The organism is Brachybacterium sp. GU-2, assembly GCF_030866705.2.
GTDB classification, from domain to species: Bacteria; Actinomycetota; Actinomycetes; order Actinomycetales; family Dermabacteraceae; genus Brachybacterium; species Brachybacterium conglomeratum.
Map to the genome: position 1 here is coordinate 1,490,240 of NZ_CP133037.2, position 22,886 is coordinate 1,513,125.

Genomic DNA, 22,886 nt, shown 5'->3' on the forward strand with positions numbered 1-22,886 from the left:
CTGGGGCCATGACGACGTCGTCGGCCGCCGCCCCTGCGGACCCCGTGGAGCCCTCCTCCGCCTCACGCCTCGCGCTGCTGCCGGCGGTCGGCGTCTCCGTCTCCGCGTTCCTGCTGTTCGCCCTGCAGCTGGCCGGCTGGGGTCAGCTGCTGCTGGCCCTCAGCCTGCTCGGCGCGGTGCTCGTCTCCCGGGAGCTCGCGAAGGACCTCGCGCTGATCGGGATCGGGATCACGATCGTCTCGACCACTTCGGTGGTCGCCTCGGTGGACTGGGACCGCTTCCTCACCATCGGGGCCGTGCTGCTGCTGGCGGTGCTGGTGCCGGCGGCGGTGGACCGCCTGCTGCTGCGCCGGCGCGCGATCCGGTTTCCGCTGCGCACGGGCGAGCCGTGGACCCGCCTCGAGAAGGGCTACATCGTGGCCGTGCCCTTCCTGGGGTGGCTGATCCTGCCGTTCTACTTCATCACCTCGGGCGTCTACCGCAACTGGCCGCACCTGGCCGACGGTGGGGAGGTGGCCCGCTTCTTCGCGGGCGTGAACTTCGTGGGCACCTGGGACGAGCTGTTCTTCATCTGCACCTGCTTCGCGCTGCTGCGCCGGCACTTCGGGGTGTGGACCGCGAACCTGCTGCAGGCGACGATCTTCGTGTCGTTCCTGTGGGAGCTCGGCTACCAGGCCTGGGGGCCGCTGCTCACCGCGCCCTTCGCGCTGCTGCAGGGCTGGCTGTTCGCCCGCACCGGCTCGCTGCTGTACGTGCTGATCGTGCACCTGCTGTTCGACGTGGTCGTCTTTCTCGCGATCGTGCACGCCCGTCATCCGGGTGCGATCCCGATCTTCCTCGTCTGAGCGGCCGCGGGCCGGCCGGCGCGTCCTCGCCGGCCCCGCCGCACCTCCTCGTGCTCCTCTCCCGCCCCTCGCGGCCCTACCCCACCCCCTCGGGCCTGTTCCCCACCCCCTCGGGGCGCTGCGCCACCCCACGCAGCCCTTCCCCGCCCTCTCGCGGCCCGAGCATGGTCAGGTCATGGCGCAGGGCGTGCCACTACGGCATATATGCCGTAGTGGCACGCCCTGCGCCACAGGCCGACCACGCCCGGGCCGGCAGCGCGCCGGCTGACCCTCGAGGACGACCGGGCTGGCGGCGGGCCCGGACTGCGAGACCCCGACCGCGAGGCCCGTGAGGGAGGGGCCGGACGGCGAGGACCCCGCCGCCCGACCCTCCCTGCGAGGATCGGACGACGGGGTCCGCGACGGGACGGCGGGGACTACTCCGCCGAGCTGCTCATGCCCAGCAGGTCCGGGAGCAGCATCGTGATCTGCGGGACGAACACCACCAGCAGCAGTCCGATCAGCAGCGCCGCGAAGAAGGGCAGCATCTGCCGCATCACCGGCTCGACCCTCACGCCGCCGACCTTCGCGGCGATGAACAGGATGTTCCCCACCGGCGGAGTGATCGTGCCCAGCGAGAGGTTGAAGGTGATCATCAGGCCGAAGTGGATCGGGTCCACCCCGAGCTCCATCGCGATCGGCAGGAAGATCGGCGTGAAGATCAGGATCGCCGGCGTGGGGTCCATGAAGGCGCCCACGGTCAGCAGGATCAGCATCATCAGCAGCAGGATGACCGTCTTGGAGTCCGCCAGGCCCAGCAGCGCCGAGGAGATCGACTGCGGGATCATCGCGTAGGACAGCACCCAGCTCAGCGCCGAGGACACCGCCACCAGCAGCATCACGACCGCCGTGGTGCGGGCGGCGCCCGCGATCACGGTGGGGAGGTTCTTCAGGGTGAGCTGTCGGTAGATGAGCCCGAGGATGAACGAGTAGGCCACGGCGATCACCGCGGACTCGGTCGCGGTGAAGAAGCCCGCCAGCAGACCGCCGATCACGATCACGATCATCAGGATCGCGGGCACCGCCTTCAGCAGCGTGGTGATCGCGAGGCCGAAGGGGACCTTCTCACCGCGGGCGCTCATGCCCGGGCGGGTGTGCGAGAGGATCGCGACGACCACGAGGCAGGCGAGCACCCACACGATGCCCGGGCCGTAGCCTGCGACGAACAGCGTGGCCACGGAGGTCGAGGAGACCAGCGAGTACACGATCAGGGTGTTCGACGGCGGGATCATCATGCCCGCCGGGGCGGAGGCCGCGTTCACGGCCGCGGAGACCGAGAGGTCATAGCCCTCGCGCTTCATGCGCGGACCGAGGGTCGAGCCCATCGCCGCGGCCGACGCGACGGCCGCGCCGGAGACGGAGCCGAACAGCGCGTTGGCGACGACGTTGGTCTGGGCGAGGGAGCCGGGCATCCGGCCCACCAGCACCTTGGCGGCGTCGATCAGCCGTTCGGCGATGCCGCCGGTGTTCATCAGCGATCCGGCGAGCACGAAGAACGGGATCGCCAGCAGGGTGAACGAGCTGGCGCCGGTGAACATGCGCTGGGAGGCGACAAACACGGCCTGCTCGGTGCCGACCACGGCGGCGAGCGCCACGATCGAGGGGAGGCCGATCGCGATCGCGATCGGGGCGCCGACGCCGATGAGCACGACGACTCCGGCGATGAGGATGACTCCGGCGAGAGTTGCGGGATCCACGGCTCAGGCCTCCTTCTGCTCGGTCGGGCTGGTCGGAGAGGCCGAGGTCGGCCCGTCGGCCGACGAGCGCCCGTCCTCGGGCGCGCCCTCCGCGTCGGCGCCCGCCGACTGGAGAGCGGCCTCGGTCTGGGCGTCGTCGCCGGCGAGCATGTCGTCGCCGCGCGCGGCGCGCACGAGGTCCTCGAGGGCGAACAGGGCGATGAGCACGCCCGCGATCGGCAGGGCCAGGTACATCTGCCCCACGGTCACCGGCAGGCCCGGGATCGCCTGGTCGAAGGAGATCGACATGCCGCGGATCCCGCCCCAGACCAGACCCAGCAGCGCGAAGGCGAGGACCGAGAGCTCGACGAGCACGGACGTGACGCGCTGCGCGGGACGGGGCATCAGGCGGGCGAAGAAGTCCACCGCCACATGGCCCCGCTCCCCGAACACCATCGCGACGGAGAACAGCACCAGCCAGATGAACAGGTACTGCGAGACGGTGGTGGTCCAGCCGCTGGGCGCCTGCAGCACCTGTCGGGTGAACACCTGCCAGATCACCACGAGCACCAGCACCACGAACAGCGCGATGCTGATCCAGGTCAGGCCCTGGACGAGCCTCCTGCGCGGCGCGCTCATCGCTCCACCCCCATCTCGTCGGCGAGCGCGCGCACGCGCTCGTACAGGTCCTCGTCCTCGGGGCTGTCGAGGAAGGAGCGCCCCACCTCCTCGATCGCCGGGGTGAAAGCCTCGGGATCGGGCTCGGTGATCTCGACGCCGGCCTCCTCCATCGCCTGGATGCTGGCCTCGGTCTCCTGCGCCCACAGCGTCACGAACTCTTCCTGCGCGGCGGCGAAGGACTCGGTGAACGCGGCTTGATCCGCCTCGTCCATCTCCTCGATCCGGTCCACGTTGGCCATGACGTAGTCCAGACCGACGAGGTGGTTGGTGAGGGTGAAGTGCGGGGCGATCTCGTAGTGGCGCTGGGTCACGTAGCTGACCTCGTTGTTCTCGGCGCCGTTGAGCACGCCGGCCTGCAGGGCGGTGTACACCTCGCCGTAGGCCATCGGGGTCGGCGAGGCGCCGAGCGCACGGATCAGCGCCATGAACACGTCGGACTCCTGGACGCGGATCTTGAGCCCGGCAAGGTCGTCGGGGCCCTCGATCGGGCCGCGGTCGGTGTAGACGTGGCGGGAGCCCTGGGTGAAGCCGCCGAGCACGCGCAGGCGGCGCTCGTCCTCGAGGGAGGAGAACAGCTCGCCGACGATCGAGTCGTCCTTCAGCACGGCGGTCTGGTGCTCGATGTCCATGAAGGCGCCGGGCAGGTTCAGAGGCCGGAACGCCATGGAGAGGTTCTCGACCTGCGGCGCGGAGATCACGGCCATGTCGACGCTGCCGTCGGAGACGAGCTGGACCACCTCCTGCTGCGCGCCGAGCGCCTCGTTGGCGTAGACGCGGGCTCCCCAGCGGCCCTCGGTCGCCTCGGCGAGCTTCTCGCCGAAGGCCGTCAGCGCGAGATAGCTGGGGTGCGTCTCGGTCTGGTTCAGGGAGATCGTCAGGATGTTCTCGACGTCGGTGGCGGCGCCGGCGTCGTCCGGTGCGCAGCCGCCGAGCGCGAGCGCTCCGGCGCCCAGCAGCGGGATCCCTGTCAGCAGTGTGCGCCGCGCCGGCTGTGGCGTCGGCGGTATCGGGGTCGTCCTCGACCTCATGCGTTCCTCCTCCTCAAGGCGTCGAGGAGTCGCATCACGGCGTCCTCGACGGGGTACGCCGCCCATCCTGACCGCGAACGCGGCGGACCGCCGGTTCTTGCCGGAGGTTTCCCGGAGGTCAGCGGGCGGTGAGCACCTCGCGGATCGCGGCGAGGGTGGCGGGGATGCCCTCCCGTGCCGCCGCATGGTGGACCCGGATCTCCTCCTCCGCCCGCTCGCCGTAGCGGTCGACGAACACCTTCTCCAGGTGCTCGGTGGTGCGGGTGTACTCCGTCAGCTCGGTCCCTCCGCCGTCCGCCGGCCGCATCCGGTAGCCCCATTCGGCCCGTCCCGGGCCGACGGACCAGGCGAAGTGCTCCCCGGGGACGTCCGCGATCACATCGGAGACGGGCTCCCACTCCCGCCCCGGGGTGCGGTTGTGGCCGATGAACCGGGCGCCGACGCCGCGCCGCTCGTTCGTGCACAGACCGGACTCGTCCTCCGGCGCTCCGGTGGAGACGATCAGTGGACCTCGCTGAGACGTACCCGGACGGTCCGCAGGTCCGCGTCGTCGACGAGCACCCTGCGCTCGAAGTCGGTCCCCTGTATCGACCCCTCACGACCTGCACTCAGGGACCGGTATGCGTCGACTTCTCCGACGATCCGGCGATGTTGCACTCCCGCGCACGACGTGATTGGCGCAGTCTCTGCATCTGAGTATCCGACACGTTGATCTTGTCCGGATACCCAGGGACCCAATCAGGGACGTCGATCTCCACGCCCTTGCCGCTGTCCCAGTTGTACCGATCACGGACGTTGAGCGCCGTGTCGGCCTCGTAGGTCCACTTCCCGCCCGGCTCCGCCGGCGGATACGCCGGGACGGTGCCGGTCTGGTCGTAGTCGAAGGATCCCGTGGCGTCGAAGTACTTCTCGCTCTCCTTGGACGAGGCCTCTCCGCCCTCCCAGTCCGTGCTCACCGAGAAGGTGACGGGTCCCGTGGCACCGCTCTTCTTTGCCTGGGAGATCGCCTCCTGGCCGATGTCGCTGCGCTGCTCGTCCACTGCTGTGGAGAACGCCGGGACCTCCTCGATCATGTCATCGACATCGATCGACTTGTCCTCACCGGTGTTGTCCAGGCAGTGCGGCAGGTTGTCCGATGTGACGCCCTGCCCGGTAAACCGGCCACCGAGCACCATGTCCTTGGCGAGGCCGAGGTTCTCGCGGTCCTCGTCGGTGGGCTCCCGTGAATTCCACTCGCCCGAGCCCGAATCCGCTGGTCTCCAGGCAGGAGGTTCGGGCGTGTCCGCACTGGTTCCCGGCACCCCGGGCCCAGGCCGTCCCCGAGTACAGCTTCGGACCGTCGATCGCCCCATCGGTATCCGGCGGCTGTGGATCAGTCCCGTCGCCACGATCGGCCTTGGCCGTCACCGGAGCATCCGCTGCATCCCGCGCATGGTGGTCCTCCTGGGCGGCGGGGTCGGCGTCCCCACCACCGTTCGCGCCGGGGCTTCGCCGATCTTGCGCGTCGGACGCCTGGTCCTGTTCGTCAGCATGCGCTCTGATCTCGTCCTCGGAGAGGTGCAGACGGTCGATCAGCTGCCTCCACCCGTTGGTGACGGAATCCAAGAACTCCTGGCGGAACCGATCAGCGTCAGGCCCCTCCCAGGCCGCGGACAGCACTGCGGTGGTCGCCTCGTCGAGCAGCTCCGACGTGCGTCCCGAGCTCTCCCAGCCGCTGCGCGAAGTCCGGCAGCCGGCCGGTGTCTGCTCCGTGGAACATGGTTCCCCTCCGTGTGACGTTGATGTCTCCCCCGCACCCGACCATAGGCGCCGGTGCCCGCCGCGACCATGGGGAGTACTGCCCATTCCCGCCTCCACGGACAGAGACGAGCCCCGACCCTCGTCAGAGGATCGGGGCTCGTCGAGCGCTCGGGTGGAGCGGCAGGTGATCAGCCGTGAGGCTGGATCACATCATGCCGCCCATGCCCCCCATGCCGCCCATGTCGCCGCCGGCGGCCGGGGCCTCGGGCTCCGGCTTGTCGGCCACGACGGCCTCGGTGGTGAGGAACAGGCCCGCGATGGACGCGGCGTTCTGCAGCGCGGAGCGGGTCACCTTGACGGGGTCGATGATCCCGGCCGAGACCAGGTCCTCGTACTCGCCGGTGGCCGCGTTCAGGCCCTGGCCGACGGGAAGGTTCTTGACCTTCTCCGCCACGACGCCGCCCTCGAGACCGGCGTTGACCGCGATCTGCTTGAGCGGGGCCTCGATGGCGACCTTGACGATGTTGCCACCGGTGGCCTCGTCGCCCTCGAGGGCGAGCTTGCCGAAGGTGTCCGCACCGGCCTGCAGCAGCGCGACGCCACCACCGGCGACGACGCCCTCGTCCACGGCGGCCTTGGCGTTGCGCACGGCATCCTCGATGCGGTGCTTGCGCTCCTTGAGCTCGACCTCGGTCGCGGCGCCGGCCTTGATGACGGCGACGCCGCCGGCCAGCTTCGCGAGGCGCTCCTGGAGCTTCTCGCGGTCGTAGTCCGAGTCGGAGTTCTCGATCTCGGCGCGGATCTGGGAGACGCGGCCGGCGATGCGGTCGGCGTCGCCGGTGCCCTCGACGATGGTGGTCTCGTCCTTGGTGACGACGATCTTGCGCGCCTGGCCGAGCTGCTCGAGACCGGCGGTCTCCAGCTTGAGGCCGACCTCCTCGGCGATGACCTGGCCGCCGGTGAGGATCGCCATGTCCTCCAGCATCGCCTTGCGGCGGTCGCCGAAGCCGGGGGCCTTGACGGCCACGGACTTGAAGGAGCCCTTGAGCTTGTTCACCACGAGCACCGCGAGGGCCTCGCCCTCGACGTCCTCGGCGATGATCGCCAGCGGCTTGCCGGCCTGGATGACCTTCTCCAGCAGCGGCAGCAGGTCCTTGACGGAGGACACCTTGGAGGAGAGCAGGAGGATGTAGGGATCCTCGAGCACGGTCTCCTGGCGCTCGGCGTCGGTGACGAAGTACGGCGAGATGTAGCCCTTGTCGAAGCGCATGCCCTCGGTGAGCTCCAGCTCGAGGCCCATGGTGTTGGACTCCTCGACCGTGATCACGCCCTCCTTGCCGACCTTGTCGAGGGCCTCGGCGATGAGCTCGCCGATGGCCGGGTCGGCCGCGGAGATGGCGGCGGTGGAGGCGATCTGCTCCTTGGTCTCGATCTCCTTCGCCTGCTTGAGCAGGGTCTCGGAGACCGCGGCCACGGCCTGGTCGATGCCGCGCTTGAGCGCGATCGGGTTGGCGCCCGCGGCGACGTTGCGCAGGCCCTCCTTGACCAGGGCCTGGGCGAGGACGGTGGCGGTGGTGGTGCCGTCGCCGGCGATGTCGTCGGTCTTCTTGGCGACCTCCTTCACCAGCTCGGCGCCGATCTTCTCGTAGGGATCGTCGAGCTCGATCTCCTTGGCGATCGACACGCCGTCGTTGGTGATGGTGGGGGCGCCCCAGGACTTCTCGAGCACGACGTTGCGACCCTTGGGGCCGAGGGTGACCTTGACGGCGTCGGCGAGCTGGTTCATTCCCCGCTCGAGGCCGCGCCGGGCCTCCTCGTCGTAAGAGATGAGCTTGGCCATTGTGGAATCTCTCCCGTGTCTGTGATGTCCACCCGGCCCAGTGCCCGCGACGGACGGGAGCCGACTCCGTGTTCATGTCCCACGGCGCCGACGCCCTCACGGGGCCGGAATGTTCAGGTCCCGGTGCGCGGAGGCTGTCACTCCCGTGCACCGAGTGCCAGATCATCATAAGCACTCTGCCCCCGAGAGTGCTAACTCTCCGCGAGAAGCGGACACGGCCCCGTCGGCCGGGGCGGACGTCGCCCGGGGGCATCTCGCCGAACGGCGCCGACGGGCTCGCCGGACGGCGCCGATGGGCGCGCACCCCGTCCCGCCCCACGGCCCGCACACGAGGACGCGCCGCCCCTCCCGGAGGAGGAGCGGCGCGTCGCGGGGCCGCAGGGGCGTGCGGGGAGGGGTCAGCCCTCGCCCTCGCCGCCTTCGCCGCCGTCACCGGGCTCGGTGACCGCGACGAAGGTCAGGGGGGAGTCGTACTCGTCGCTCTGGCGCGCCTCGCCAACTCCAACCTGCTCGGCGAGCGCCTGGGCGGTGTCCGCATCGGCCTCGTCGCGGTAGAACACGACGGGCTCCTGCTGGGGGCTGTCGGCGGTGGCGACGCTGACGTCCTCCCAGCCCTCGCCCTGGAGCTCCTCCTGCCAGGTGCCGGCGAGGCCGTTGATGCTGCCGGCGTTGATCACCTGGACGGGCACGGAGAGGTCGGGCTCCGGGGCGGGCTCCTCCGAGGGGCTCTCCTCGGGGGCGGCCTCGCTCGAGGCGCTCTCCGACGCCGAGGCCGGGCCCTCGGCGCCGTCGTCGCCGCCGCCCATGCCGCCGATCACGAAGAGCAGCACCACCAGCAGCACCACGGCCGCGCCGATGATGATGATGTACAGCAGGTTCTCCCGCCAGAAGGGGAGCTCGGCGCGGTGGGCGCCGTGGAAGGTGACGGCGTCCGCCTCGTCGTCGAATCGGTCCGGCGGGTAGGGATACTGGGAATCAGCCACGGACCCATTTAACATGGTCGACCCGGATCGGGGGTGGAGCACACGCCCCGGAGACGGATGGCTCAGGCCACGCGATGGTCGCCGCCGAGGGAGGCACCGCCGTCCTCGTAGGTGCGTCGGGCGCGGAGCCTGTTGACGACGGCGGGGGCCGCGCGCAGCGCCGCCGGCTCGTCGAGCAGGGCGTTCAGCCGCACGTAGTAGGCGACCTTCGACAGGCCGATCTCCTCGCGGATCGCCCGCTCCTTCGCGCCGACGTAGCGGAAGGTGCGCCCCTCGAGCGCGAGGATCCGCCGGTCCCGCTCGGTGAGCGCCCCCTGCGGCCCCGGCAGCGCGACCTCGGACGGCACGCGCTCGGACGCCGTGCGCTCCGTCGACGTGCGCTCCGACGACGGGGTGTCGGAGGGGCGCGCGTCGGCGCGGGCGGGCTCGTCGGAGGCGGAGGGCATGGATCGAGGCTACGCACCCGCGCCCGCTCCCCCGCGCTGCCACGCCGCTGCCCCGCGCAGGTCGTGAGGGATGCCTCGCCGGGAGGGGCCGACGCGCCCCGACGGCGCCCCCGGCGGATGGTTGACTGCCTCCATGGCTGCTCCCCTGACCGAGATCATCGCCCCCGACTGGGCCGAGACCCTCCGCCCCGTCGAGGACCGTCTCCACGAGATCGGCGGCTTCCTGCGCGAGGAGGTCCGCGCGGGCCGCGGCTACCTGCCCACCGGCGAGGCGGTGCTGCGCGCCTTCACCCGGCCGATGTCCGAGGTGCGGGTGCTGATCGTCGGCCAGGACCCGTATCCCACGCCGGGGCACCCGATCGGTCTGTCCTTCGCGGTGGAGCGGCACGTGCGCCCGCTCCCCCGCTCCCTGACCAACATCTACAGGGAGCTCGAGAGCGATCTCGGCATCGTCCCCGCCGCGCACGGCGACCTCTCCTCCTGGCAGGACCAGGGGGTGCTGCTGCTGAACCGGGTCCTCACCGTCGCGCCCGGCGCCCCCGCCTCCCACCGACGTCGCGGCTGGGAGGAGATCACCGAGCACGCGATCCGCGCCCTGGTGGCCCGCGGCGGGCCGCTCGCGGCGATCCTCTGGGGCCGCGATGCGCAGTCGCTGATCCCGCTGCTGGGCGAGGTGCCGCATGTGGCGAGCCCGCACCCGAGCCCCCTGTCGGCCTCTCGCGGCTTCTTCGGCTCCCGTCCCTTCTCGCAGGTGAACGCGCTGCTCGAGGCGCAGGGCGCCGGCCCCGTGGACTGGCGGATCCGGGACTGAGGTCGGGCTGGGACCGGGCCCGGGCCGAGAGCGCGCAGATCCCGCCGCGGCGGCGGGCCCCGCAGCCCCGCGCCCGACAGGGCGGGAGGAGACCGCCCGGTCCGTCGCCCGCCGAGGGGTCCGCGCCGACGCGGCGGACACTATTGTGGTGTAAGCGCGTCCGCCGTCCCAGCCGCCGTGGAGGTCCCGATGCCCCTGAACCCCGCCCAGTTCTCCCCCCAGGGCCCGGGGGTCGACTACGACCCGCACTGGTACCGCAAGGCCGTGTTCTACGAGGTGCTGGTGCGCGCCTTCGCCGACGGCAACGGCGACGGGACCGGGGACTTCACCGGCCTCATCGAACGCCTGGACTACCTGCAATGGCTCGGCATCGACTGCCTGTGGCTGCCGCCCTTCTTCGCCTCCCCGCTGCGGGACGGCGGCTACGACATCTCCGACTACGAGCAGGTGCTGCCGGAGTTCGGCTCGATCACCGACTTCGAGCGACTGGTCTCCGAGGCGCACCGGCGCGGGATCCGCGTGATCATCGACCTGCCGATGAACCACACCTCCGACAAGCACCCCTGGTTCCTCGAGTCCCGCTCCGACCCCGAGGGCCCGTACGGGGACTTCTACGTCTGGTCCGACACGGACGAGAAGTACCAGGACGCGCGCATCATCTTCGTGGACACCGAGGAGAGCAACTGGTCCTTCGACCCGGTGCGCCGACAGTTCTTCTGGCACCGCTTCTTCTCCCACCAGCCGGACCTGAACTTCGAGAACCCCGCGGTGCGCGAGGCGATGTTCGAGGTGGTGCGCTTCTGGCTGGACAAGGGCATCGACGGGTTCCGCGCCGACGCGATCCCGTACCTCTTCGAGGAGGAGGGCACCGACGGGGAGAACCTGCCGGCCACCCACGAGTTCCTCGCCGAGCTGCGGGAGTTCGTGGACGAGAGCTGGCCGGGCCGCGTGATCATCGCCGAGGCGAACCAGTGGCCGGCCGACGTGGTGGAGTACTTCGGCACCCCCGAGCGGCCCGAGTGCCACATGTGCTTCCACTTCCCGGTGATGCCGCGGCTGTTCTACGCGCTGCGCGAGGGCAGCGCCCGCCACATCATCGACATCCTCGAGGACACCCCCGAGATCCCCGCCGGCGCCCAGTGGGGCACCTTCCTGCGCAACCACGACGAGCTGACCCTCGAGATGGTCTCCGGCGAGGACCGCTCGGCGATGCTCGGCTGGTACGCGCCCGATACGCGGATGCGCGCGAACGTCGGCATCCGTCGGCGCCTGGCGCCGCTGCTGGACAACTCCCGCTCCGAGCTCGAGCTGATCCACGCCCTGCTGCTGTCGCTGCCCGGCTCCCCGTTCCTCTACTACGGGGACGAGATCGCGATGGGCGACAACATCTGGCTCGAGGACCGCGACGCGGTGCGCACCCCGATGCAGTGGACCCCGGACCGCAACGCCGGGTTCAGCGAGATCACCGACCCGGGCAAGCTCTACCTGCCGGTGATCCAGTCGCTCGTCTACCACTACTCGACCACCAACGTCGAGGCGCACATGGCGCACTCCGGCTCCCTGCTGCACTTCGTGCGGTGGATGCTCGCGGTGCGCAAGGAGCACGACGCCTTCGGGCTCGGCGCGTACAGGAACATCCCGGCGGACTCCGAACGGGTGCTCGCCTTCACCCGCACCTACGACGGCGCCGAGCACGGCGAGGACGCGGAGGCGCACGCCGAGACGCTGCTGTGCGTGTTCAACCTGTCGTCCCAGCCGGTCACGGCGACGCTCGAGATGACCGGGATGGACCGGCGCACCGTCCGGGACCTCTTCGGCGGGCATGAGTTCCCGGCGGTGGACGAGGCCGGCACCCTCACCCTCACCCTCGGCGGGCACGGCGTCTACTGGCTGAAGGTGCGTCCGCTGGACGCCCACGGCGAGCCGACGACGACCACCACCGCGCTGCCGGTGATCACCGCGGGCTGACCGCGCCCGGCCCCCGCACGCGGGCCGACGGCACCCGCGCCCCTTCTGCCGCCTCCACGGCCGAGACCCCCGTCACATGCCGGCTCTGCGGCACCTCGAGGGGTCGGGTCTCGGAGTCGCCGCAGGTCAGAGTGCACCCCGGACCGTCCGACGAGCGGGCCGCGAGGCCCCGGTGACCTGCGGGTCACCGCTGCATGGGGCCGCCTCGCAGTGCCTCGGAGCGCGCCGATGTGCCATTCTCATGGATCGGCAGGCCGCCCCCGCGAGCCGCGAGCGCCCTGCCGTGACCCCGCAAGGAAGGGAGAGCACGGTGGCAGAGCACCGTTCGACGGCGGAGGAGGCGGCCGATCCGGGCACCAGTCCGGAACGCCTCCTCGAGCTCACCGAGAAGCACCCCCAGCTGCACCGGCTGATCGTCATGAACCCCTCGGCCCCCGAGGTCGCGCGCCAGTGGATCCTGGCCACGAACCAGTGGGCGAAGCAGGCCTACGAGGCCGGCACCGAGCAGTCCGACGAGGACGACGACCTCGACGAGGGCGAGCCCACCCAGCTGCACCAGGTGGTCCCCGACGAGGAGCCCGAGCCCGCGGACCCGGAGCAGACCGCCGCGCAGGAGTCGCAGTCTGCCGAGGAGCGGCCCGCGTCGGCGTCGCAGCCCGGGCTCGACGACGACGCCTCCGCCTGGGACGAGGTCCCCGAGGCACTCGTCTGGGGCACCGCCGCCGGAGCGACCGGCGCCGCTGCAGCCGGCGCCGCGGGTGCGGGAGCCGCGGGAGCCGATGCCTCCGCCGACGAGCGCCCCGGCACGACGCCGCCCCCGGCCCCGCCCGCGCAGCAGGCCCCCGTCGGCGGGCCGGCGCCTGCCGCGCAGCCGTCGCCCTCCGCACAGCCTGCGGCCGAGGGCTCCTCCTCGGTGCGACTGTCGCCGAAGGCCTCCGTGGTCCCGCTCGGCGCCGCCCCTGCCTCGCAGACCTCTCCGGCCTCGCCGGCTCCGCAGCCAGGTTCGCCGACCCGGCAGATGCTGGCCGTCGCCGCGTCCGCCGCCGCGGGCGCTGCCGCCTCGTCGCATCCGACCGATCGGCAGAGCCCCTACGGACAGCAGCAGTACCCCTATGGGGAGCAGGGCCCGGCGTCCCCGGGTCCGGCTTCGCAGGGCCCCGCCTCGGCCCCGCCGCCCGTCGGCCGACCTCCGCAGGAGGAGCACGATTCCGACGACGGCAGCCGGAAGCGGGCCCTGATCGCCTGCGGCGGCTGCCTCGTGCTCGCCCTGATCCTGCTGCTCGTGATCGGGCTGGGTGCCCGCGCCCTGTTCGCCCCCGACGAGGAGGAGTACCAGCGCGACAGCTCGACGACCAGCGCCGAGGCCGCTCCGGAGGAGACCACCGAGGAGACGACCGAGGAGACCACCGAGGATCCCGTCTCCCCCGCCCCTGACGGCGCCGAGGAGATGACCGAGCTGCGCTCCCCCACCGGGAACATCAGCTGCCACCTCGAGGAGGACTCCGTCTCCTGCTCCTTCGTGGAGCGGGACTTCTCCGAGGCGGGGCTCGAGGACTGCGAGAACGGCCCGTTCTCGATCACCGTCGCGGGCGAGGACGCCGAGCGGGCCTGCGGCTCGTCCTTCCTCAGCGACTCCGCGCCCACCCTCGAGTACGACCGCAGCGCACAGCGCGGCGACGTGGCGTGCACGAGCCGCTTCGACGGGATGACCTGCTGGAACGTCATGACCGGCAAGGGCTTCACGGTGAACAAGGTGTCCTACGAGACGTTCTGACCCGCCGGGCCCGCCCCGCACGCACGAGCCCCTCGCCGGAGCGATCCGGCGAGGGGCTCTTTCCTGCGTGGCTGCTGCACGGTGCAGCGGGGACCGGGACGAGAGCTGGAGACGGTGTCTGGATCCACGACATCGTTGACGGGTCCGACCTCGGGCTTTCCGGGTGATTGTTGACCGGTGAGTCGGGGCATGGGCGACGGTTCGAGGCTCGTGATCGTTGACCGGTGAGTCGGGACATCGACGACGCCCTTGTCGCGGGTCGACGATGACGCATGAACAGCCGTGACAAGAACCTCGTCATCGTCCGCTCGGTCCTGGATCAGGGCCTTTCCATCGTAGGGGCCGTTGCCCGCTTCTCCGTCTCCCGCCAATGGATCCACGTCCTCCTCACCCGCTACCGGCTCGAGGGCCCCGACGGCCTCGAACCCCGCTCCCGCGCTCCCCGCACACACCCCGGCGCGACTCCCGAAGCGCTGCGCGAAGAGATCCTCCGACTACGACGTTCGCTGATGGCCGATGGCGCCGACGCCGGCCCTCTCACCATCGCCTGGCACCTCGAACAGGCCGGCCTGCACGCCCCCTCGACCTCCACGATCCGCCGTCTCCTGCACGCCGAGGGACTCATCACCCCCGCCCCGAGAAAACGCCCCCGCAGCTCCTATCGACGGTTCCAGGCCGAGCTGCCCAACGAGTGCTGGCAGGCAGACATCACCCACGCCTTCCTGGCCACCGGGCGACGAGTCGAGGTCCTCGACTTCCTCGACGACCACTCCCGCTACCTGCTCCACCTCCGTGCCGCTGCCGCATTCACCGGCCCGATGATCGTCGACGCGATGAACACCCTGATCACGACCAACGGGGCACCGGCCTCGACTCTCACCGACAACGGACTGGTCTTCACCGCCCGCCTCGCCGGCCGCAAAGGAGGACGCAACGGCTTCGAGAAGCTGCTCCAAGCCCACCGGATCCGGCAGAAGAACGGCCGTCCCGGCCACCCCCAGACCCAGGGCAAGATCGAACGGTTCCACCAGACCCTCCACCGCTGGCTCGACGCACGGCCCCGCCCCGAGACCGTCGAGGAGCTCCAGGACCTGCTGGATCAGTTCCGGAACTGGTACAACACCGCCCGCCCCCACCGCGCCACCGGCCGTCGCACTCCCGAGCAGGCCTACACCGCCTTGCCCAAAGCGACCCCCGACACCCTCGCAGAGCCCGAGTGGCGCACCCGAGTCGACACCGTGGACCGCAACGGGAAGGTCTCACTGCGCTACGCCGGAAAGATGCGCCACCTCGGCATCGGCCGCGCCCACATCGGCGAGCACATCCTCATGCTCATCCACGACGATCAAGTCACCGTCACCAACGCCGCGACCGGAGAAGTCCTCGCCGAACACCTCATCGACCCGACCAAGGACTACCAGCCCGCGCTCGAGCGAACCCACAGGCCACGCCGCCAGAAGCCCCCACCCGACCCGACAGCGAACCCACGCAAAAAATCCTGAGCCGCGACACCCTCCGTAAAGGATGTCGCGACTCAGGACACGAGAGCTGGAGACGGGAATCGAACCCGCAACCACCTGTTTACAAGACAGGTGCGCTACCGTTGCGCCACTCCAGCGAGAGGGGACCGGCCGCGATGCAGCCGGTCCCCTGAGAGTGTAGAGGCCCGCGGGCCTCGGGGCGGCCTGCGGCTCAGCGCTCGCCGCCGTCGGAGGCGGACTCGCCGCCCGCGGAGAGCACCGCCTCGCGCAGCTGGCCGGGCTGGGACCACTGGTCGGAGCCGAAGGTCTCGCCGTCGATCTCGACGTACGGGGTGCCGCCGCCGGTCTCCTCGCCGTAGGGGTCCACGACCTGGCGCACCCACGGCTGGTAGGTCTTCGAGCTCATGCAGGACTGGACCTCGTCGGAGGCGCCGGCCTCCTGGGCGTAGCCCCAGATCTGCTCGTCGGTCAGGCCCGCGCTGCCCTCGGCGGGCTGGTTGGCGAACATCAGCTGCTGGAAGCCGATGGCGTTGTCGGGGTTGTCCTCCCACACGCAGGCGAGAGCGTTCGCGGCGCGGGAGGAGTAGTCGCCGGTGGTGGACTGGGTGTCCAGGAAGCGGCGCGGCACGAGGTGCACGGTCGCCTCCTCGTTCTCGACGATCTGCTGGAGGTCCGCGCCGTTGATCTCCTCGAACTGGCCGCAGACGGGGCACATGAAGTCGAGGTGGAGCTCGAGCACCGGCTTGCCCGAGTCCTCGGGGGCGCCGATCGGGAGATAGGCCTGGTCCTCGGCGACGCCCTCGGGGGTCGCGACGGGGCCCGCCGGCTGCGCCTGGCGGTAGATGAACAGACCGGCGGCAGCGACCAGCACGAGCGCGACGACGGTGACCGCCGCGATCACGATGGTGCGGACGGTGCGCTGGCGCTTGAGCTCTGCCTGGCGCTGCGTGCGCAGGGCTTCGCGCTGTGCTTCGCGGCGCTCCTGCGCCGACTGGGACGGACCGGACGCGGCCATGTGTTCTCCTCGCCCCGGGCTGGGGCAGCGGTCGGTGGTGGGTCGTGCAGAGTTTAACCGTGGCCGCCTGGACGGGGCCGGACGGGATGAGCGACCTCACCCGCCCCCGCGCGGTGAGCACCCGCGCCCCTGTGCAGGAGAGCCGTCGTCACCCTCTCCACAGCGCGATGTCGTCCAGCCGCGGCCCGTGCGGGAAGGGGAGGTAGTCCACCATCCCCTCGCGCGCCACGAGCGCGAAGACCACCGCGCCGAGCAGCAGCAGGAGCAGCACCAGCACGATCGCGCCCCACAGCATGTCGGGCGCGGCCGCGTCGAGCATCCGGTGGGCGCCGTCGCGGGTGGTGCGGCTGCCGATTCCGACCCAGGTGATCAGCAGGGTGATCGCCATGGCGGTCGCGAAGGCGACCCCGTCGGGCAGGGGGGAGCCCTGCAGCAGCGTCCAGGCGGCGTCGAGGGCCAGGCCCACCAGCAGGCCGAGGATCAGCGGGAACAGTGCCTGCAGCGTGATCTCGAGCAGTCCCAGCAGGAAGCGGAAGGGGCTGGCGAGCCCTGCCGCCCAGGTCGGTCCGGAGCCGGTCGCGCCGCGCATCCGCTGCGCGGTCACGGAGCGGTGGCTGCGCTCCCAGGTGCGGGCGAGCGCGCCGAGCAGGAGCAGGACGCCGAGCGAGATGTAGGGGGCGAGCGCGGCGAGGGCGACGATCAGCAGGTGCCCGGTCCACACCAGCAGCGGCCGACGGGGCGGGGCCGGCGGCGCCGCCCACATGCCCTGCCCCGGCGCCATCTGCTGGGGTGCCATCGGGTGGGGCGCCATCTGCTGGGGGGCGAGCTGCTGCGGAGCCACCCCGTGCTGCGGGGCGAGCTGCTGGGGCGCGGTCTGCCCGCCGCCGTGCGCGGGCCGCTGAGTCGGCGCCGGCTGCGGGTACGGCTGCGAGTGCTGCTGCGGGGCCGTCCGCTGCGGCGACGCGGCCGTGCCGTAGGGCGAGGCGTCCTGCGGCGCGGCACCGTACGGGCCCGCAGCTCCGACGGGCCCGGCCGACGGCGGCACCACGGGCAGCGCCCGGGTGGGCGTGCCCGTCACCGGGATCACCTCGGTGGGCGGATCGTCCGGGGTCGCATAGCGGGGCAGGGTCTCCGTGGGCTGCTCGCCCGCGTCCGCGACGCGGGGCAGCGCCTCGGTCGCGGCGTCGCCGGCCGGCAGGGCCTCGGTCGCGCCCTCGGCGCCCGTCCCCTCCACCTCGTCCGTCGGGGTCGCGGCGCCGGCCGCGGGGGCTCCGTCCGCCCCGAGGACGGGCAGCACCGCGGTGCGCGGCCCGGCCTCGAACGCCTCGGTGTCGCCGGGGTCGTCGTAGCGGCCCAGGTCGAGCTCGGCGAGGCGCGCCAGCAGCTCCTCGGGCGTCGCGCGCTCGGCGGGGTCGGCGCACAGGGCCGAGCGCAGCCAGTCGCCGAGCTCGGTGGGCACGCCGTCGATGTCGATCTCCCCGCGCTCCGCGCGCAGGAACACGAGGTCCGCCCGTCCGGTGCCGAAGGGCTCCCGCCCGGTCGCGGCGAAGGCGAGCATCGCCGCCCAGGACCACCAGTCCCCCGCCTCGACGGTGCGGTCGGTGCGCACCACCTCCGGGTCGAGATAGGCGGCTGTGCCCATCACCAGGCCGGTCGAGGTCAGCCGCGACTCCTCCGCGGCGATCGCGATGCCGAAGTCGATGATCACGGGGTCCAGGCCGTCCCCGTCGGGGTCGAAGCCCGAGAGGTCCCCCTCGGTCGCACCGCGCAGCAGCACGTTGCTGGGCTTGAGATCGCGGTGGATCACGCCCGCCTCGTGGATGACCCGCAGCGTCTCCCCCAGCACCAGGCCCACCTCGCGCACCGCCTCGGGGTGCAGGCCGCCGTGCGTGCGCACCGCGTCCTCGAGCGTCGGCCCGGGCACGAACTCGGTGACCACGAAGGCGTCGGAGGACTCCAGCTCCGCGTCCAGGATCCGCACGATGTTGTCGTTGCGCACCCGCTGCTGGGCGGCGACCTCGCGGGCCAGCCGCTCCCTCGCCCGGGGGTCGTCGGCGATCTCGTGGCGCAGCATCTTGATCGCGACGTCGTTCCCGTCGGCGTCGTGCGCGCGATAGACGATGCCCATCCCGCCCGCGCCGATCCGCCCCAGCACCTCGTAGCCGGAGTCCTCGGCGAGCGCCTCCAGCCGCGGATCGCTGGCGGCCGGAGGTCGTCGGGGCGTGCGCGCGTCGGACATGGGCCCCATGCTACGAGGCCCTGCACGGGCGAGCGGCGGCTTCACCGCACCCCCACAGGGTCCCCACGCGGCCCCGGACGTGAGACGATCCCACCGCGGCGCGGTGGGCGTCGCAGGGAATCCATCGACCGATGTCGGTCGACCGACGGAATGAGGGGCCATGCGCTCGAACCTGTTCGACGCCTCCAACCAGGAGCGCCAGACCGACGACCGATGGGCGCTGCAGTCCTCCAAGATGCTGCGGTGCGCACTGAACCCGCAGGCCCCGGAGATCATCTCCGCCGCGGGCGCGATGGTCGCCTACCAGGGGCAGATGGACTTCTCCTACCAGGGCTCCGGCGGCGGCATGAAGCTGCTGAAGAAGATGGCCACCGGCGAGGGCGGGAACATGATGCGCACCCGCGGCCAGGGCGAGATCTTCTTCGCCCGCCAGAACAACGAGATCTTCCTGCTCCAGCTGGAGGGCGACGCGCTGACCCTCAACACCCGCAACATGCTCGCCTTCGACTCCTCGATCCAGTGGGACATCCGCTCGCTGGGCGGGGCAGGCTTCATGGCCGGCGGCCTGTTCAACCTGTTCCTGCAGGGGCAGGGGATGGTCGCGGTCACCTCCGACGGGCCGCCGATGCTGCTGGACTGCTCCCAGCAGCCCACCTTCGTGGATCCGCAGGCCGCGGTGTGCTGGTCCGCGAACCTCCAGCCGCAGATCAAGAACGACTTCAAGATGGGCTCGCTGATCGGCCGCGGCTCCGGGGAGTCCTTCCAGCTGGGCTTCCACGGCCCGGGCTTCGTCGTCGTCCAGCCCTCCGAGGGCGCGCCGGTGGTCGCCGCCTCCTGAGCGTGCCCGCGGCGACCCGGCGGGGCCGACCGCTCGGCCCCGCCGTCACCGCACGTCCGGGCCGCGTGTCTACGATGTCCCGGTGACCATCACGCATCCGCAGGCCCTGGCCGAGGAGCTCACCGCCCTCGGCCCCACGGGTCGACGGCGGGCGGCGGCGAGCGCCGCGACGATGTTCGCGGCCGACGTCTCCGCCCCGTCCCCCGCCCTCGACCCGGTGCCCGTCGTGCTGGACGCGGAGTCCTGGGCGGAGCTGTCGGCGGGGCTCGTGCAGCGGGTGCGGCTGCTGGACGCCCTGTACGCGGACCTGTACGGACCGCGCACCGTGCTCGACACCGAGGTCGCACCGGCGGCCGAGCTGCTCGCGGACCTCGCCTACCTGCGCCCGGCGGTGGGGATCCCCGCCCGCGGCGCCCACCACCTCTTCGCCGTCAGCACCACCGTCTCCCGCACCGCCGAGGGCGCCTGGGTGGTGCACGGGGACGCGGTGGACGTCCCCCGCGGCGCGGGCCTCACCCTCGAGCTGCGGCGGGTGCTCTCCCGCAGCGCGCCGTCGCTGTACCGCAGCACGGAGATGCGCCGTCTCCACCCCTTCTTCGACACGCTGCGCACGTCCTTCCATCAGCGCACCCGGGCCGACGGGCGCGCCGGGCGCCCCGTCGTGCTCCTCGAGGACGCGGAGGAGCCGCTGGCCGCCTTCGACCACAGCTGGCTGGCGAACCTGCTGGGCGCGCCGACGGTGTCGGTCGGGGACCTGCGCGCCGGTGCGGGCGCCGTGACCCTGCGCCTGTCGGGCCTCGCCTCCGCCCCGGGCGAGCCGGTCGACGCGGTGCTGCGGCTGGTCCCCTCGCCGCTGCTGGACCCCCTGGACCTCGGGCCGACGCCGCTGGGCGGTGTGACGGGCCTGGTCGAGGCGGCGCGCTGCGGCGAGGTGGAGATCCTGAACCCGCTGGGCGCGGGCCTGCTCGAGAACCCGGCCCTGCGCGCGGCGCTGCCCGACCTGTGCCGGCAGATGCTGCACGAGGACCTGCAGCTGCGGCCCGCACCCGCGGACGCCGCCCCTGCGCTGTGGCCCTCCCTGGACCCGTCGGGCGGCGAGGAGCTCACGGGACGGCCCGTGACGCTGAGCCTGCTGGTGATGGGGACCGAGGACGGCTTCGAGGTGCTGCCCGGCGGGATCGCGCGCACGGCCGACGAGGGCCCCGAGGCGCTCAAGGACGTGTGGGTCGCCGTCCCCGACACGTCCGCGGTCCCCGACGAGGAGCCGACCGGCCGCCCGGCCATGGAGCCGGCGTCGCGGCGCGCGAGCGTCTCCGCCTACCCCACGATGACCCGTTCGGTCGGCTCGGACCTGTTCTGGTTCGGCCGCTATCTCGAGCGCGTCGACTCCACCGCCCGCCTGCTGCGCACCGTGCTGGACACCTCCAACGACCTCGACGCCGAGCACAGCCGCAGCGCCCGCACCGCCCGCACGGTGCTGCTGCGGGCGGTGACCGAGGTGACCACCACCTATCCCGGCTTCCACGACCTGGACCTCCGCGACGGCGAGGCGGTGCGGCTGGAGATCGAGAGCCTGCTGGGGGACGTCGGCAGGCCCGGCTCCCTCGCGCAGTCCGCCGCGGCGCTCGCCCACACCACCCGCACCCTGCGCGACCTCATCTCCGACGACGTGTGGCCGGTGATCACGCGGATGCGGCTCCAGGTGCGCGGCGGGATCGTGGACCCGCGCCCGCTGGAGCAGTGGCTCACCGACATCGTCGACGGCTGCCTGACCCTCTCCGGCGCGGTCGCCGACGCGATGCCCCGCGACCTCGGCTGGGACCTCACCGAGATCGGCCGCAAGATCGAGAGGACGATGAGCCTGCTGGCGCTGCTGCGCGCGGCCCTCGGCCATCGCCGCGGCCGCGCCGCGGAGGAGCGGATCGCGAACGCGGTCGCACTGATCACCGAGTCCGGCGCCTCCTACCGCCGCTCCTTCCACGCCGCCGTGCAGCCGGAGCTGTTGGTCGAGCTGCTGCTCAGCGACACCACGCTGCCGCGCTCGCTCGCCTTCCAGCTGGACCGGCTCGGCCAGGCCCTGGACCGGCTGCCCGAGACCGCGCCCTCCCCCGAGCTGCGCGCACCGATGTCGGCGCTGCGCACCCGCCTCGCCGCCTGGGAGCCGCACGAGCTGCTGCGCCCGCTGCCGGGCGCGCCCGCCGGTGAGGACGCGCCCACCGCGCTGCTGGCGGAGATCGACGCGGCGACGGAGTCCCTGCGCACCCTCGCCACCGCCCTCGAGGACCGCTTCTTCCGCGCCTCGGAATCCACCTCGCGATGGGGGGTCGACGATGTCTGAGAACGCACCCGACGCCCGGCCCGGACAGGACGGCGCGACCCCTCACGGCGCGCGTCCGCTGATCCCGCTGCGCCAGGAGGACGCCCCCGCCCTGGACCCGGTGCACTACCGGGTCCACCACCTCACCTCCTACCGCTACGCGAAGCCGGTCACCCGCAACTACGGCCGCGCCCACGTCGAGCCGCGCGCCACCCCGCACCAGCGCGTGCTCTCGCACGAGGTGGTCGTCGATCCGGCGCCCGCCCGCCTCACCGCGCACACCGACTTCTACGGGAACTCCTCGACCTATCTCCTGGTCGACGCCCCGCACGAGCAGCTCGACGTGCACTCCCACGCCCGGGTCTCCGTCGCCGAGCGCCGCTACGGGCTCGAGCCGATGTCCCGTCCCTGGGAGCAGTGCACCCCCGAGCACTGGGGCGCGCCGATGCCCGGGGCGAGCCTGGACTTCGTCCACCCCTCCCCGCGGGTCCCGGGCGGGACCGCCGCGCGGGAGATCAGCGCCGAGGTGTTCCGGCCGGGACGCGCCGTCGGCGAGTGCCTCGCGGAGCTGACGGCGCTGATCCACACCGAGTTCACCTACGACTCCGCGGCCACCACCGTCACCTCCACCCTCGAGGAGGTGCTGGGGGCTCGGCACGGCGTCTGCCAGGACTTCTCCCATGTGGGCGTCGCCGCGGTGCGGGAGGCGGGGCTCGCCGCCCGGTACGTCTCCGGCTACCTGCGCACCGCCCCGTCGGCCGGCGGGGCGCTGGGCACCGAGCCGGCCGGGCAGATGATCGGCTCGGCCGCCTCGCACGCCTGGCTGAGCGTGCTCGTGCCCGGCACGGGATGGGTCGACATCGATCCCACCAACCGCACCTTCGTGGACCAGCGCTTCGTCACCACGGCCTGGGGCCGGGACTACGCGGACGTGCCGCCGCTGAAGGGCATCGTGGTCGGCCCGCCCGGGGCCAGCAGCACCCTGAGGGTCGCCGTCGGCGTCGTGCCCGAGACGGCGGGGACCGAGTCCGCCGACTGACGAAGGTCCCCTCCGCCGCGCCGGACCGGGCGTACCCTGGCTCCTGGTCACCGCAGGGGAACCCGCCCGGCTCCCCTCGTGCCGCACCGCGCGGCACGGCGGCCGACCACCGGACCTCCGTCCCCT

18 protein-coding genes and 1 tRNA gene are annotated in these 22,886 nt (G+C 72.2%); 8 read left to right on the forward strand and 11 right to left on the reverse strand.

What is annotated here, in order from left to right; genetic code table 11:
* Positions 1–8 precede the first annotated feature (8 nt).
* On the forward strand, positions 9–845 hold the full coding sequence (locus RBL05_RS06855; protein WP_308740149.1) for a CPBP family intramembrane glutamic endopeptidase: 837 nt from the start codon (positions 9–11) through the stop codon (positions 843–845).
* A gap of 416 nt (positions 846–1,261) precedes the next feature.
* Here the strand turns inward: RBL05_RS06855 and RBL05_RS06860 are convergent, their stop codons facing one another.
* The 8 genes from RBL05_RS06860 to RBL05_RS06895 form a co-directional block, all read right to left on the reverse strand.
* Entirely contained in the window at positions 1,262–2,581 is a 1,320-nt protein-coding gene (locus RBL05_RS06860; RefSeq protein ID WP_308740148.1) for a TRAP transporter large permease, read from the reverse strand.
* A gap of 3 nt (positions 2,582–2,584) precedes the next feature.
* Complete coding sequence (locus tag RBL05_RS06865; RefSeq protein WP_308740147.1) at positions 2,585–3,199, reverse strand: TRAP transporter small permease; 615 nt, start codon at positions 3,197–3,199, stop codon at positions 2,585–2,587.
* Positions 3,196–4,269, reverse strand: coding sequence for a TRAP transporter substrate-binding protein (locus RBL05_RS06870; RefSeq protein ID WP_308740146.1), 1,074 nt, complete (start codon positions 4,267–4,269; stop codon positions 3,196–3,198). Before RBL05_RS06870 ends, RBL05_RS06865 begins: the two co-directional genes overlap by 4 nt.
* Before the next feature lie 118 nt (positions 4,270–4,387).
* The gene (locus RBL05_RS06875; RefSeq protein ID WP_308740145.1) at positions 4,388–4,648 is read right to left on the reverse strand and encodes a hypothetical protein; all 261 of its coding nucleotides are present in this window, start codon (positions 4,646–4,648) and stop codon (positions 4,388–4,390) included.
* 229 nt (positions 4,649–4,877) lie between these two features.
* Complete coding sequence (locus RBL05_RS06880; RefSeq protein ID WP_308740144.1) at positions 4,878–5,444, reverse strand: hypothetical protein; 567 nt, start codon at positions 5,442–5,444, stop codon at positions 4,878–4,880.
* A gap of 770 nt (positions 5,445–6,214) precedes the next feature.
* Complete coding sequence (groL, locus tag RBL05_RS06885; RefSeq protein WP_308740143.1) at positions 6,215–7,849, reverse strand: chaperonin GroEL; 1,635 nt, start codon at positions 7,847–7,849, stop codon at positions 6,215–6,217.
* A gap of 398 nt (positions 7,850–8,247) precedes the next feature.
* Complete coding sequence (locus RBL05_RS06890; protein ID WP_308740142.1) at positions 8,248–8,832, reverse strand: LytR C-terminal domain-containing protein; 585 nt, start codon at positions 8,830–8,832, stop codon at positions 8,248–8,250.
* A 62-nt stretch (positions 8,833–8,894) separates the two neighbouring features.
* The gene (locus tag RBL05_RS06895) at positions 8,895–9,278 is read right to left on the reverse strand and encodes a DUF3263 domain-containing protein (RefSeq protein WP_308740141.1); all 384 of its coding nucleotides are present in this window, start codon (positions 9,276–9,278) and stop codon (positions 8,895–8,897) included.
* A 133-nt stretch (positions 9,279–9,411) separates the two neighbouring features.
* On the opposite strand from RBL05_RS06895, the gene RBL05_RS06900 reads away from it, so the two are divergent.
* The 4 genes from RBL05_RS06900 to RBL05_RS06915 all read left to right on the forward strand — a co-directional run bounded on the left by RBL05_RS06900 (position 9,412) and on the right by RBL05_RS06915 (position 15,333).
* Positions 9,412–10,089: a uracil-DNA glycosylase gene (locus RBL05_RS06900; RefSeq protein ID WP_308740140.1), complete on the forward strand. Its 678-nt coding sequence runs from the start codon at positions 9,412–9,414 to the stop codon at positions 10,087–10,089.
* 189 nt (positions 10,090–10,278) lie between these two features.
* A complete protein-coding gene (gene treS / locus RBL05_RS06905; protein WP_263312186.1) occupies positions 10,279–12,057 on the forward strand; it encodes a maltose alpha-D-glucosyltransferase in 1,779 nt (592 codons plus the stop codon).
* Between the two features lie 310 nt (positions 12,058–12,367).
* Complete coding sequence (locus RBL05_RS06910) at positions 12,368–13,831, forward strand: hypothetical protein (protein ID WP_308740138.1); 1,464 nt, start codon at positions 12,368–12,370, stop codon at positions 13,829–13,831.
* 272 nt (positions 13,832–14,103) lie between these two features.
* Positions 14,104–15,333, forward strand: a complete 1,230-nt coding sequence (locus tag RBL05_RS06915; protein WP_308740137.1) for an IS481 family transposase — start codon at positions 14,104–14,106, stop codon at positions 15,331–15,333.
* Positions 15,334–15,377: 44 nt separating this feature from the next.
* On the opposite strand, the gene RBL05_RS06920 is transcribed toward RBL05_RS06915, so the two are convergent.
* The 3 genes from RBL05_RS06920 to RBL05_RS06930 form a co-directional block, all read right to left on the reverse strand.
* Positions 15,378–15,449 (reverse strand) — tRNA-Thr (locus tag RBL05_RS06920).
* 74 nt (positions 15,450–15,523) lie between these two features.
* A complete protein-coding gene (locus tag RBL05_RS06925) occupies positions 15,524–16,327 on the reverse strand; it encodes a DsbA family protein (protein WP_308740136.1) in 804 nt (267 codons plus the stop codon).
* A 148-nt stretch (positions 16,328–16,475) separates the two neighbouring features.
* The gene (locus RBL05_RS06930) at positions 16,476–18,566 is read right to left on the reverse strand and encodes a serine/threonine-protein kinase (RefSeq protein WP_308740135.1); all 2,091 of its coding nucleotides are present in this window, start codon (positions 18,564–18,566) and stop codon (positions 16,476–16,478) included.
* Positions 18,567–18,726: 160 nt separating this feature from the next.
* Between RBL05_RS06930 and RBL05_RS06935 the strand changes: the two genes are divergently transcribed.
* The 3 genes from RBL05_RS06935 to RBL05_RS06945 all read left to right on the forward strand — a co-directional run bounded on the left by RBL05_RS06935 (position 18,727) and on the right by RBL05_RS06945 (position 22,760).
* Complete coding sequence (locus RBL05_RS06935) at positions 18,727–19,404, forward strand: AIM24 family protein (protein WP_308740134.1); 678 nt, start codon at positions 18,727–18,729, stop codon at positions 19,402–19,404.
* 82 nt (positions 19,405–19,486) lie between these two features.
* Positions 19,487–21,742, forward strand: coding sequence for a circularly permuted type 2 ATP-grasp protein (locus tag RBL05_RS06940; RefSeq protein WP_308740133.1), 2,256 nt, complete (start codon positions 19,487–19,489; stop codon positions 21,740–21,742).
* Entirely contained in the window at positions 21,735–22,760 is a 1,026-nt protein-coding gene (locus tag RBL05_RS06945) for a transglutaminase family protein (protein WP_308740132.1), read from the forward strand. The genes RBL05_RS06940 and RBL05_RS06945 overlap by 8 nt, the downstream gene beginning before the upstream one ends.
* The last annotated feature ends 126 nt before the right edge of the window (positions 22,761–22,886 follow it).

Coding starts and splice junctions, on each gene's coding strand:
- RBL05_RS06855 (WP_308740149.1), top strand. CDS start 9: ATGACGACGTCGTCGGCCGCCGCCCCTGCGGACCCCGTGGAGCCCTCC.
- RBL05_RS06865 (WP_308740147.1), bottom strand. CDS start 3,199: ATGAGCGCGCCGCGCAGGAGGCTCGTCCAGGGCCTGACCTGGATCAGC.
- RBL05_RS06870 (WP_308740146.1), bottom strand. CDS start 4,269: ATGAGGTCGAGGACGACCCCGATACCGCCGACGCCACAGCCGGCGCGG.
- RBL05_RS06880 (WP_308740144.1), bottom strand. CDS start 5,444: ATGGTGCTCGGTGGCCGGTTTACCGGGCAGGGCGTCACATCGGACAAC.
- groL (WP_308740143.1), bottom strand. CDS start 7,849: ATGGCCAAGCTCATCTCTTACGACGAGGAGGCCCGGCGCGGCCTCGAG.
- RBL05_RS06895 (WP_308740141.1), bottom strand. CDS start 9,278: ATGCCCTCCGCCTCCGACGAGCCCGCCCGCGCCGACGCGCGCCCCTCC.
- RBL05_RS06900 (WP_308740140.1), top strand. CDS start 9,412: ATGGCTGCTCCCCTGACCGAGATCATCGCCCCCGACTGGGCCGAGACC.
- treS (WP_263312186.1), top strand. CDS start 10,279: ATGCCCCTGAACCCCGCCCAGTTCTCCCCCCAGGGCCCGGGGGTCGAC.
- RBL05_RS06915 (WP_308740137.1), top strand. CDS start 14,104: ATGAACAGCCGTGACAAGAACCTCGTCATCGTCCGCTCGGTCCTGGAT.
- RBL05_RS06925 (WP_308740136.1), bottom strand. CDS start 16,327: ATGGCCGCGTCCGGTCCGTCCCAGTCGGCGCAGGAGCGCCGCGAAGCA.
- RBL05_RS06930 (WP_308740135.1), bottom strand. CDS start 18,566: ATGTCCGACGCGCGCACGCCCCGACGACCTCCGGCCGCCAGCGATCCG.
- RBL05_RS06935 (WP_308740134.1), top strand. CDS start 18,727: ATGCGCTCGAACCTGTTCGACGCCTCCAACCAGGAGCGCCAGACCGAC.
- RBL05_RS06945 (WP_308740132.1), top strand. CDS start 21,735: ATGTCTGAGAACGCACCCGACGCCCGGCCCGGACAGGACGGCGCGACC.